Raw genomic sequence first — 10,482 nt, 5'->3', positions numbered from 1 at the left:
TTTGACCTGTACCCGACCCTCACCAACAGCAAGCTCTTTTCCCGGGACCGGAACGTTTGCGCCTATTGCGGCGGCCATCTGCACGAGGACGAGCTCACGCGCGAACACATCATTCCGTTTGGTCAGAACGGTTTGGATTTGTGGATGAATGTGGTCACGGCCTGCCGCTCGTGCAACCACCGCAAGGGCAACCGCACGCCCGAACAGGCCAACATGCCCTTGCTGTACACGCCCTATGTGCCCAGCCTGTGGGAGGACTTCATTTTGCGCAACCGCCGCATCCTGGCCGACCAGATGGAGTTTCTGATGTCGCACCTGCCCAAGACGTCCCGTTTGCACGCCTGACCGCGATCCCGGAATTGCGGGATGAAAAAAAGCCGTCATCAGACGGCTTTTTTGTGGGGGTCACGCGCAAGCGGGTTTCACGGAGTCCCGGTGGCGGTGACGGTGCAGCCCACCAGGAAGTTGAGGCTGGAGCTCGGTGGCAAATTGGCCAAGGTGACGCCGCCCCCCTGCAAATTGGCGATGCTCAGGGCGGGTGGCACGGGGCAGGTGGCCGAACCGCTGGCCACCGAGCAAGTCACCGTGGTGCAGCTCAAACCGGTGACGGCGGGGTCGGTGAGCAGCGCGTTGTTGGCGGCACTGGGGCCCGCGTTGGCCGCGGTGATGGTGTAGCTGGTGGTCTGTCCGGCCACCATGCTGCCGACCGCATTGGTTTTCAGAATGCTCAGATTGCCTTGGCGCGCGATCAAGGTGTTTTCGTAGGCGCAGCCTGCGTTGGTGTTCGCACCGCCCCCGCCTTGTCCTTCGTTGGCGGCGCTGCAGTTGGCGATGGGGCCGGTGGCGGTGGCCGAGGTCTTGAATTCGTCGCCGCCACCGTAGATCTTGGCCCGGTTGTCCATGGATGTGGCGGTCGTGGTCGGACTCAAGGACACCGTCAAGGTGAGCACGGTGGTGCTGTTGGCGGGTATGGCGGTGCTGCGTGCGCAGGTCGCGGTGTCGTTGCTGCTGCTCGTGGTGCTCAGGGCGCAGGTCCAGCCGCCACCCGGCGTTTGCGGGTTGATAAAACTGACACCCGCTGCGGTGAGCACGTCGGTCACGGTGTAGTTGCCGCTGGTGGCCGTGCCGCCCACATTGGTGACCGTCAGGGTGTAGGTTCCGGTGCCGCCAGCGATAAAGGTGGGGGTGGTGTCGACCTTGGTCAGGTGCAGATCCCGTTTGGGCACGCAGTAGGAAAAATTGTTGAAAGCGACGCGCTGGCTGGTTGGAGAAGCCACGGCCGGTCCGGCCACGAAATAGACATCGATCCGGTCGACTGGATTGGCGAAGTTGATCTGGACGTTGCAGGCCGGGTCCGTGTTGGCGCAGTTGCTGTCGAGAATGGTGACGATTTGGTTGCCGCCGGCCACGGTGGACGTGGAGTAGCTGCCGGGTGTGGTCGGTGCCAAAACCGGGATCGGAACCGTGCTGCCATTGATGTAGCCGGTGATGCGCAGCACGTCCTGCCAACCCGTGCCGCTGCGATCCACGTCGTACATGTTGAAGCGCACCTTGCTCATGGGCCGGTTGAACGCCATTTGCATGGTCACGGCGTCGCCAGGGGCGCTCGAATCCATGTTCAGGTCCAGCGAGTTGGCCACGTTGCCCTGAATGCCCTGAGCCGGAAAGCCTGCCACCCAGGTCGCGCCCGTGATCGACATGCCGAAACTGATGGTGTTGCTGCGCAAGGTGCCGGTCGTGGCCACCGTATAGGTGTTGCTGGTCGAACTCGCGGTCCAGGTGGCGGAAGTGCCGGTGGCCGTCGTCGACGAAGCCGCCGCGAAGTTGAAGCTCACCACGTCTTCGTTGGCGCTGCAGGCACTGGATTGGGCGAAACTGCTGCTGGCAGCTGCAGCCAGCAGCAAGGCGGTGGCCAGCGATTTGAAGCGGGAAAGACGTCGCACAGTGTTGTTCATAGGGCGCAAAGACGTTGGCAAACTAAAGTAGCAATTGTAGCGTTTGCCAACCACGGTACCCGAACGTCGGGGCGTGGTGTTTTTCACGAACGGGGCCGGATTCCCCGGCCCACCGCGCGCCGGGGCCGTTGGTTCAGGCGAACACGCCGGCCGATGCCTGCATGCGATCCGATACTTCGCCCAGATGGTGCAAGGTATCGCCCCATGCCATTTCCATCTGCGTGAGCTTCTTGAAGTAGTGGCTGACGATGTATTCGTCGGTCACGCCGATACCGCCGTGCAACTGCACCGCCTGCTGCCCGACAAAGCGCATGGATTGCCCCAATTGCACCTTGGCGCGGGCCATGGCGATGCGGCGCTCGGCGGTTGGCGCGTTGAGTTTGAGGCTGGCGTAGTAGCTCATGGAACGGGCCAGCTCCAGCTGCATCTTCATGTCGGCCAGGCGGTGGCGCAGCGCCTGGAAGCTGGCAATGGCCACGCCAAATTGTTTGCGCGTGTTCATGTACTCCACCGTGATGGCCAGCGTCTGGTCCATCACCCCCACCGCTTCCGCGCAGGTGGCGGCGATGCCGATGTCGATGGCGTGCTCCAGGGCGGTCTGGCCGTCCAGCGTCACCAGCGTGGCGGCCGCGTCCTTGAACGACAGCTCGGCGGCACGGCCACCGTCTTGCGTGCCGTAGCCTTTGGCGCTCACGCCGCTGGCGCTGCGCTCGACGAGGAACAGGGCCATCTTGCCGTTGGCCAAAGCGGGTACCAGGAACGCATCGGCATGGTCACCCACCGGCACCACGTTTTTCTCGCCCGTGACGCTCCAGCTGTCGCCGCTTGGGGTCGCCGTGGCTTTGCAACTGTCCGAACGGTAGCGCGAACCGCGCTCGGTATGGGCCAACACCACCAGCACTTCGCCGGCGGCCACTTTGCTGCACCAGTCCGCCTTCACCGCGTCGGGGGCATAGCCCGCCAGCACGGCGCCGCTGATCAGCGCCTGGGTCAAAGGCTCCAGCACGATGCCGCGGCCCAGCTCTTGCAGCGTGACCATGCCTTCGACCGGGCCCATGCCCATGCCGCCGAGATCTTCGGGCACGTACAGGCCGGTCAGACCCAGTTCGGCCAGTTCGTTGTAGGCCTTGCGGTCAAAACCACCAGCCGCCACGATGCTGCGGCGGCGCTCGAAGCCGTAGCCCTTTTCAACCCATTTGGCGCAGGCGTCGCGCAACTGTTCCTGGTCGTCAGAAAAATCGAAGTCCATTTTTGAATCCTTTTAACCAAGAACCGTCTGTGCAACGATGTTGCGTTGCACTTCGTTGCTGCCGCCGTAAATGGTGGTCTTGCGCAGGTTGAAGTAGACCGATGCCAGCGGGGCGTTGGCGGTTTCGCCACCGGGGAAATCGCCTTGCCAGCCGGCTTCCATGGCTTCTTCGATGAAGGGCAGGGCGAATGGGCCGGCGGCCAGCATCATGAGTTCGCTGTAGCGCTGCTGGATTTCGCTGCCCTTGATCTTGAGCAGACCGGCGATATCGAGCGCGTTTTTGCCGGATTTTTCTGCCGAGAGCACACGCAAGACCAGCATTTCCAGCGCCACCACATCGACTTCGAGCAGGGCGATCTGGTCGCGAAAGCGGCGGTCGTCCCACACGCCTTCGGTCTGGGCGATGCGCTTCAGGCGCTCCAGCTCGCGCTTGGCGCGGTTCACATCGGCAATATTGGTGCGCTCGTGGCTGAGCAAGTGCTTGGCGTAGGTCCAGCCCTTGTTTTCCTCGCCGATCAGGTTGTTGGCAGGCACCTTGACGTTGTCGAACCAGACTTCGTTGACTTCGCACTCGCCGTCGAGCAGCTTGATCGGGCGAACAGTCACGCCAGGGGTTTTCATGTCGATCAGCAGGAAGCTGATGCCGGTCTGGGGTTTGCCTTCGTTGCTGGTGCGCACCAGGCAGAAGATCCACTCGCCGTACTGGCCCAGCGTGGTCCAGGTTTTCTGGCCGTTGACGATGTAGTGGTCGCCTTGGCGTTCTGCCTTGCATTTCACCGAAGCCAGATCGGAGCCCGAACCCGGCTCGCTATAGCCTTGGCTCCACCAAACATCGCCGCTGGCGATGCCGGGCAAGAAACGCTCTTGCTGCTCTTTGTTGCCAAAGGCCATGATCACGGGCGCGACCATCACCGGGCCGAAGGGGATCACGCGCGGTGCGCCGGCCAGGGCGCATTCTTCTTCGAACAAGTGCTTTTGCACGGCGCTCCAGCCCGGACCCCCAAATTCCTGGGGCCAGCCATAGCCCAACCAACCCTTTTTGCCCAGGATCTTGGCCCAGGTCTGCAGGTCGTCGCGCGTCAGGCGCAGCGCGTGGTGCACCTTGTGGGCGATGTCGGCCGGGAGCGATGCCTTGACCCAGGCGCGGACCTCTTCGCGAAAACTTTGTTCTTCGGTCGTGAATGCCAAATCCATGTTTGTCTCCGTGAATGCTGTAACAGTGCGGGTGTTTGATGTCGCCCGCGACACCCCGACAGTTTCGCACGACCGTTCGTTTTATCCCTGTCCGGGCAGCGACAGGCCCAGTTGTTCGTGCAAATGCCTGAGCTGCTCCTGCAGCTCAGCGGTTTGTTCCTCCAGCGCGTTCAGGCGGCGCGTGAGCGCGATCACGTCGTCCTCGGTGGCGCCGCTGCCGCCCGGTGTGCCCAAACCCTGCGCCACGGCGCTGAGATCCACCGGCCCGCACAGCAGATGTGCCCAGCGCTGCTCGCGCGCACCGGGTGCGCGGGGCAGCTTGACCACCAGGGCACCGCCCTTGTCGGCGGAGCGGTCCTGGAGCTCTTCCAGAAAGGCGTCCACCGACGCGATGTCCAGAAATTTGTACCAGCGCTCGGTGTTCAGGCGCAGCTCACCCGCCGTCTGCGGTCCGCGCAGCATCAACATGCCCAGCAGCACGGCCGATTGCTCCGGCACACCCACGACGCGCAGAAAATTGTGCTCGTAGCGGGTGGCGCGCCCACCGCTCGATTCAACCAGCAGGTGGATTTCGCGCAGGCTGTCGATGGCCTCGAGCACCAGGGCTTCGGGCAGTTGCAGCACCGGATCGCGGCTGGATTTCTGGTTGCAGCCGGTGACCAGGCTGTTGAGCGTGAGCGGGTAGCTGTCGGGCACGGTGCGTGCCTTTTCCATCAGCGTGCCGACGATGCGGGCCTCGGCGGGCGACAGCGGGCGTTGTTGAAAATCCATGAAGCGGGGTTTGGAGGGAGTCGATGGGGTGTCTGGGGTCATTACACTTCTCTGCCATGTCTGGCGCTACAAAAAATTTGGTTATTTTGATCTCTGGCGGCGGCTCCAACATGGCAGCCATCGTCAAAGCATCTCAGCAACGTGCGTGGGCAACGCGCGTGGGCGCCCGCGTCGCCGCGGTGATCAGCAACAAGGCGGATGCCGGTGGTTTGCGCTGGGCCCGCGAACAAGGTCTGGCCACCGCCGTGGTGGATCACAAGGCTTACGACAGCCGCGAGGCTTTTGACGCGGCGCTGATGCAGCGTATCGACGCGCAAGACCCCAACGGTCAACCGGCGTTGGTGGTGCTGGCGGGATTCATGCGCATCCTGACCCCCGGCTTTGTGGCGCACTACGCCGGGCGGCTGGTCAATATCCACCCCAGCCTGCTGCCCGCTTTCACGGGTTTGCACACCCACCAGCGCGCCATCGAGCAAGGTTGCAAGTTTGCGGGTGTCACCGTGCACCAGGTGACGGCGGAACTCGACCACGGCGACATCCTGGACCAGGCGGTGTTGCCGGTGTTGCCGAGCGACACCGCCGACACCTTGGCTGCCCGGGCGCTCACGCAAGAGCACATCATCTATCCCCGCGCGATCGAGCGGCTGCTGGCGCGGTTGGGATAGGGCTTGCAAGGGTCGTTCGCGGAGAAGTTGGCAGACCCGGCTTTGCCGCGCAGCGGGCCGACCCGATCCCTTTACATCGATTTGTGAAACACCAGACCGGCGTGCTCGCGCATGGCGTGGAATTTGATCTTGGGCCAATTGGCCTCCACCGCACGCAGGGTGGCCGAGTGATCGACCAAGAGCGTGGGCGCGTCCACCGCGTCCAGCGCCACGCGGTGGCTGTTGGCGTCGATGAATTTTTTCAACTCGATCTCGCCACCGTCCTCGGGGGCGCAGGTCACCCAGCGCGCCACTTGGTATGGGCTGCCCATGATGCGAGCCTTGACCCCGTATTCGTGTTCCAGCCGGTGTGCCACCACCTCGAACTGCAATTGACCCACCGCCCCCAGCAGCAACACCGAGCCGGCGACCGGGCGGAACACCTGGATCGCGCCTTCTTCGCCCAGCTGGGTCAGGCCGGCGCGCAGTTGCTTGGAGCGCAGCGGGTCGGCCACTTCCACGCTGCGGATGATTTCCGGGGCGAAGAAGGGCAGGCCGGTGAACTGCAGCGATTCGCCTTCGGTGAGCGTGTCGCCCAACTGCAGCACGCCGTGGTTGGGAATGCCGATGATGTCGCCGGCAAAGGCCTCGTCCAGCAGTTCGCGCCGTTGGGACAGAAAGCTCACGACGGTATTGGGGCGCAGATCTTTGCCCGATCGCACCACCTTGAGTTTCATGCCGCGTTCGAAATGGCCGCTGGCCACGCGCACAAAGGCGATGCGGTCGCGGTGAGCCGGGTCCATATTGGCCTGGATCTTGAACACCACGCCGCTGAATTTGGATTCTTCGGGGTGCACCACCCGCTGCAGGGCGGGGCGCTCTGCCGGCGGCGGCGCCAGGTCGACCAGCGCGTCCAGCACTTCGCGCACGCCAAAGTTGTTCACCGCCGAGCCGAACAGCATGGGCGTTTGTCTACCGGCCAGGAATTCGGCTTCGTCAAAGGCGGTGGAGGCACCGGCCACCAGTTCCAGCTCTTCGCGTGCCTGTTCAAAGTCGCTGCCAAAGCGCCGGGCGCTCTCGGGGTTGTTCAGGCCGGACATCACCTCTTCGTCACCACCTCGGCGGTCGTCACCGGCGGCGAACACCCGCATCTGGTCGGTGCGGCGGTCGTACACGCCGCGAAAGGTCTTGCCCATGCCCACCGGCCAGGTGAACGGCACCACGGTCATGCCCAGTTCGCGCTCGATCTCGTCCATCAGATCCAATGGCGCCTGCACTTCGCGGTCCATCTTGTTCACGAAGGTCAGGATGGGCGTGTTGCGCGCGCGGCAGACCTGCAGCAGACGCCGGGTCTGTGGCTCCACGCCGTTGCCGGCGTCGATCACCATGAGCGCGGCGTCCACGGCGGTCAGCACGCGGTAGGTGTCTTCCGAAAAATCCTGGTGACCCGGGGTGTCGAGCAGGTTGATCACGCAGTCGCGGTATTCCATCTGCATCACCGAGCTGGCGACCGAAATGCCGCGCTGCTTCTCGATCTCCATCCAGTCGGAAGTGGCATGGCGCGCGGCTTTGCGGGCCTTCACGCTGCCCGCGATGTTGATGGCGCCCGAAAACAGCAGCAGCTTTTCGGTCAGCGTGGTCTTGCCCGCGTCGGGGTGGGAAATGATGGCGAAGGTGCGGCGGCGCCGGACCTGGTTTGCAATGTCGGACATAGCCTTGCATTATCCCGCGAGTCGCAAGGACCCCATGACAGGACGCATCCGGCGTGCCAAGGGCAAAAACGCCAGCGACAGCGCGCAACCGGCTTTGCCGGGGCGCAGGGGGCGACAATAGGGCCATGCACCCCAAAGCCTTGCTGGACGAATGCGCCGCACTCATGGAACTGGTTTTCCGGTTCGACCACCCCACCGATGCCATTTTGGCGCGCTATTTCCGCGAGCACCGTTCACTGGGCTCGCGCGAGCGCGCCACCCTGTCCGACACGGCGTACGCAGCGGTGCGCCAGAAGCTGCGCTTCGAGTGGTTTGCCCGTTCGGGCAGCGGCTCCAAGTGGCGCCGTCTGGCGATCCTGGCCTTTCCCGGCGACCGCGATTTTCTGAAGAGCGCCTTGACCGAGCCCGAAAAGACCTGGCTGGACCACTGCGATCGGGTCACGGACGCGGACCTGATGGCGCCGCACCGGCACAACTTGCCCGAGTGGCTGGCCGAGTCGCTGCGCGAGCAGCTGGGCGCTGAATTTGATCCGCTGGTGGCCAGTCTGGACCAGGGTGCCACCCTGGACCTTCGGGTCAATTCGCAGAAAAAGAAGCGCGACGCCGTTCTGGCCGATCTGCGCGCCGCTGGCCTGGCGTGCCAAGCCACCCCGTACTCACCGCTGGGTATTCGCCTGGAAGGCAAACCCCCGCTGGCCAAACTGCCCGCCTTCGTGAATGGTGAAGTCGAGGTGCAGGACGAAGGTTCGCAACTGCTGGCCTTGTTGGTGGACGCCAAGCGGGGCGAGATGGTGGTGGATTTTTGTGCCGGCGCGGGCGGCAAAACCCTGGCCATGGGTGCGGCCATGCGCAACAGCGGGCGCTTGTACGCGTTCGACACCTCGGCGCACCGGCTGGACGCGCTCAAGCCCCGGCTGGCCCGCAGTGGCTTGTCCAACGTGCACCCGGTGGCGATTGCGCACGAGCGCGATGACCGCATCAAGCGCCTGGCCGGAAAAATCGACCGTGTGCTGGTCGACGCACCCTGTTCGGGTCTGGGCACGCTGCGGCGCAGCCCCGATCTGAAATGGCGCCAGACGCCGCAAACGGTGGCGGCCCAAGCCGAGCTGCAGCAAGCCATCCTGCACAACGCGGCGCGTTTGCTCAAACCCGGCGGCCGCCTGGTGTATGCCACTTGCAGCTTGCTGAAACAGGAAAACGAAGCGGTGGCCGAGGCCTTTTTGGCCGCGCATCCCGAATGGGAAGTGGTCCCGGTGGGGGGCTTGCTGGCGGACATCCACGTAGACGCCGGCGCCGAATTGACGACCGGACCCGAAGGTCAATGGCTTCGCCTGTGGCCGCATCGGCACCACACCGACGGATTTTTCGCCGCCGTCTGGCGCAAAAAAGATTGAGAAAGCAATCCAAAAGCAGTCAGTTGATGTGTTTTTGTCGGCCGTTCACGTGGCGTTCACACACCCGTGCTGGTGTTTTTGCCCCCTGGCTCGTAAAATGCAACGTTGCGCTGGGCCTATCTCTTGAGGGTGCCGGTTCTGTATTTGTGCGCCACTGCGGCGCCGACAATTGGGAAATCAATGACTGCTTCTGATTCCGGATTCTTTTCCACCTCCTGGGATGGCTTGATCCAGCTGCTGGCCGATGGCTTGACCGGTGCCACTTGGTGGCAGATGGTGTTGGTGGCCCTCGTGCTCACCCACATCACCATCGCCAGCGTGACCATCTTTTTGCACCGCCACCAGGCGCACCGCGCCTTGGACCTGCATCCGATCGCCTCGCATTTTTTCCGCCTCTGGTTGTGGTTGACCACCGGACAGGTGACCAAGGAGTGGGCGGCCATCCACCGCAAGCACCACGCCAAATGTGAGCAGGCGGAAGATCCGCACAGCCCGCACGTGTACGGCATCAAAAAAGTGTTGTTCGAAGGCGCCGAGCTGTACCGCGCCGAGTCGAAGAACAAGGAAACCATGGCCCGCTACGGCCACGGCACGCCGGACGACTGGATCGAGCGCAACCTGTACACCCGTTTTTCGTGGCAAGGCGTGGGCTTGATGATGATCATCGACATCGCCTTGTTCGGTGCCGCCGGTCTGGCGGTCTGGGCCTTGCAAATGGCCTGGATTCCCATCACCGCAGCCGGCATCATCAACGGTGCGGCCCACTACTGGGGCTACCGCAACTTTGAGGCCCAGGACGCCAGCGCCAACATTTCCCCTTGGGGCATCTTGATTGGCGGCGAAGAGCTGCACAACAACCACCACACCTATCCGACCTCGGCCAAGCTGTCGGTCAAGCCCTACGAATTCGATATCGGCTGGATGTATATCCGCCTGTTGCAAATGGCGGGCTTGGCCACGGTCAAGAAGACGCCGCCCAAGATGGCCTTTGGCGATGTGCGCCCTGTGGCCGACGCGAAAACGCTGGAAGCCATCATTGCCAACCGCTATGAAGTGATGGCGGGTTATGCGCGCGAAATGCGTTCCGCCTGCAAGCGTGAGATCGAAACCATGCGTTCGCGTCGGGGTGATGCCACCGTGCTGGAAGCCGCACGCCGCTGGCTGCACCGCGACGACGACAAGGTGCCCGCCAGCGTCAAGCCCCAGCTCGCGCAGGTGCGCGCCGAGCATCCCGTGCTCGACAAGATGGTGACCATGCGCGAAGAGTTGCGCGCTTTGTGGTCCAGCACCACCTCCACACGCGACCAACTGGCCGCCGACCTGCAAGCCTGGTGCCGCCGCGCCGAAGAGAGTGGCATCGTGGCGCTGCGCGACTTCTCCGTGAAGCTGCGTTCGGCACACGCCTGACAGGGCTCGCCCCCTTCAACGGGGGGCGGCGTTGGCCAGACCCAGACCTGCAGCGTTCTGGGTTGACCCTCCTCTGAAGATTCTGCGCATTTCGTTCACCTTGCCCGGTCGTACGCCACGTTTCAAGGTGGCGGGCGCGTGAAGCAAGGGGCGGAG

General features: G+C 63.6%; 9 protein-coding genes. 4 read left to right on the top strand and 5 right to left on the bottom strand.

Features of this window, described 5'->3' with window-relative positions; all coding sequences use genetic code 11:
* On the top strand, positions 1-345 hold a 345-nt coding region (locus tag ABYB95_RS10175; protein WP_372658378.1), incomplete at its 5' end, for an HNH endonuclease.
* Positions 346-422: 77 nt separating this feature from the next.
* Here ABYB95_RS10175 and ABYB95_RS10170 read toward each other — a convergent pair.
* The 4 genes from ABYB95_RS10170 to ABYB95_RS10155 form a co-directional block, all read right to left on the bottom strand.
* Positions 423-1,955, bottom strand: a complete 1,533-nt coding sequence (locus ABYB95_RS10170) for a hypothetical protein (RefSeq protein WP_372658377.1) — start codon at positions 1,953-1,955, stop codon at positions 423-425.
* 133 nt (positions 1,956-2,088) lie between these two features.
* Positions 2,089-3,204: an acyl-CoA dehydrogenase family protein gene (locus tag ABYB95_RS10165; protein ID WP_372658376.1), complete on the bottom strand. Its 1,116-nt coding sequence runs from the start codon at positions 3,202-3,204 to the stop codon at positions 2,089-2,091.
* 12 nt (positions 3,205-3,216) lie between these two features.
* Positions 3,217-4,398, bottom strand: a complete 1,182-nt coding sequence (locus ABYB95_RS10160; RefSeq protein ID WP_372658375.1) for an acyl-CoA dehydrogenase family protein — start codon at positions 4,396-4,398, stop codon at positions 3,217-3,219.
* An 81-nt stretch (positions 4,399-4,479) separates the two neighbouring features.
* Positions 4,480-5,169 carry a YceH family protein gene (locus tag ABYB95_RS10155; RefSeq protein WP_372658374.1) on the bottom strand — a complete coding sequence of 230 codons (690 nt, stop codon included), beginning with the start codon at positions 5,167-5,169 and terminating at the stop codon, positions 4,480-4,482.
* 56 nt (positions 5,170-5,225) lie between these two features.
* Between ABYB95_RS10155 and purN the strand changes: the two genes are divergently transcribed.
* Complete coding sequence (gene purN / locus ABYB95_RS10150; protein WP_372658372.1) at positions 5,226-5,834, top strand: phosphoribosylglycinamide formyltransferase; 609 nt, start codon at positions 5,226-5,228, stop codon at positions 5,832-5,834.
* A gap of 71 nt (positions 5,835-5,905) precedes the next feature.
* On the opposite strand, the gene ABYB95_RS10145 is transcribed toward purN, so the two are convergent.
* Positions 5,906-7,525 (bottom strand): peptide chain release factor 3, encoded by a 1,620-nt coding sequence (locus ABYB95_RS10145; RefSeq protein WP_372658370.1) that lies wholly within the window; start codon positions 7,523-7,525, stop codon positions 5,906-5,908.
* A gap of 125 nt (positions 7,526-7,650) precedes the next feature.
* Between ABYB95_RS10145 and ABYB95_RS10140 the strand changes: the two genes are divergently transcribed.
* Both ABYB95_RS10140 and ABYB95_RS10135 read left to right on the top strand, forming a co-directional pair.
* Positions 7,651-8,919, top strand: a complete 1,269-nt coding sequence (locus tag ABYB95_RS10140; RefSeq protein WP_372658369.1) for an RsmB/NOP family class I SAM-dependent RNA methyltransferase — start codon at positions 7,651-7,653, stop codon at positions 8,917-8,919.
* 180 nt (positions 8,920-9,099) lie between these two features.
* Positions 9,100-10,326: a fatty acid desaturase gene (locus ABYB95_RS10135; RefSeq protein ID WP_372658368.1), complete on the top strand. Its 1,227-nt coding sequence runs from the start codon at positions 9,100-9,102 to the stop codon at positions 10,324-10,326.
* The last annotated feature ends 156 nt before the right edge of the window (positions 10,327-10,482 follow it).

Origin of the sequence: Hydrogenophaga sp. (assembly GCF_041633695.1) — a bacterium.
Lineage (GTDB): Bacteria > Pseudomonadota > Gammaproteobacteria > Burkholderiales > Burkholderiaceae_C > Hydrogenophaga.
Note: the sequence above shows the minus strand (reverse complement) of the source record. Positions and strands in the feature narration are given on the sequence as shown.

Bases quoted from the DNA above. Each gene is read 5' to 3' on its own strand.
- ABYB95_RS10170 (WP_372658377.1), bottom strand. From the start codon at position 1,955: ATGAACAACACTGTGCGACGTCTTTCCCGCTTCAAATCGCTGGCCACC.
- ABYB95_RS10165 (WP_372658376.1), bottom strand. From the start codon at position 3,204: ATGGACTTCGATTTTTCTGACGACCAGGAACAGTTGCGCGACGCCTGC.
- ABYB95_RS10160 (WP_372658375.1), bottom strand. From the start codon at position 4,398: ATGGATTTGGCATTCACGACCGAAGAACAAAGTTTTCGCGAAGAGGTC.
- ABYB95_RS10155 (WP_372658374.1), bottom strand. From the start codon at position 5,169: ATGGATTTTCAACAACGCCCGCTGTCGCCCGCCGAGGCCCGCATCGTC.
- purN (WP_372658372.1), top strand. From the start codon at position 5,226: ATGTCTGGCGCTACAAAAAATTTGGTTATTTTGATCTCTGGCGGCGGC.
- ABYB95_RS10145 (WP_372658370.1), bottom strand. From the start codon at position 7,525: ATGTCCGACATTGCAAACCAGGTCCGGCGCCGCCGCACCTTCGCCATC.
- ABYB95_RS10140 (WP_372658369.1), top strand. From the start codon at position 7,651: ATGCACCCCAAAGCCTTGCTGGACGAATGCGCCGCACTCATGGAACTG.
- ABYB95_RS10135 (WP_372658368.1), top strand. From the start codon at position 9,100: ATGACTGCTTCTGATTCCGGATTCTTTTCCACCTCCTGGGATGGCTTG.